The organism is Bradyrhizobium sp. P2_E8 (genome assembly GCF_056403875.1).
In genome coordinates this window covers 1-540 of record NZ_JBFUES010001918.1, presented here as the reverse complement: position 1 = coordinate 540, position 540 = coordinate 1, and the positions used below count along the sequence as shown (strand labels likewise).

The 540-nt window shown below is 65.7% G+C and carries 1 protein-coding gene; it reads left to right on the top strand.

Annotated elements, in window-relative coordinates:
• Nucleotides 1–540: diaminopimelate decarboxylase family protein (locus AC1D00_RS44705; protein ID WP_477015159.1), on the top strand; the 540-nt coding region annotated here is incomplete at both ends.

The window sequence follows — 540 nt, the reverse complement described above, 5'->3', positions numbered from 1 at the left end:
GTGCTGCACGCCGAGGCGGTGAACCTGTCCGAGCTGGCTGCAACCGTCGGCACGCCGTTCTATTGCTATTCGACCGCAACGCTGGAGCGGCATTACCGCGTCTTCGCCGATGCTTTCGCCGGCGAGAAGGTGCTGGTCTGCTACGCCATGAAGGCGAACTCCAACCAGTCGGTGCTGCGTACACTCGCCAAGCTTGGCGCCGGCGCCGACGTGGTCTCCGGCGGCGAATTGAAGCGTGCGCTGGCCGCGGGCATTCCCGCCCGCAAGATCCTGTTCTCCGGTGTCGGCAAGACGGAAGAAGAGCTGCGCGCTGCGCTCGCTGCCGACATCCTCTGCCTCAACGTCGAATCCGAGCCGGAGCTCGAGTTGTTGTCGCGCCTTGCGACCGAGATGGGCAAGACCGCGCGGATTTCCGTGCGCGTCAATCCCGATGTCGACGCCGGCACGCATGCCAAGATCTCCACCGGCAAGTCCGAGAACAAGTTCGGCATCCCGATCGCGCACGCCCGCGAGGTCTATGCGCGCGCGGCGAAGCTGCCC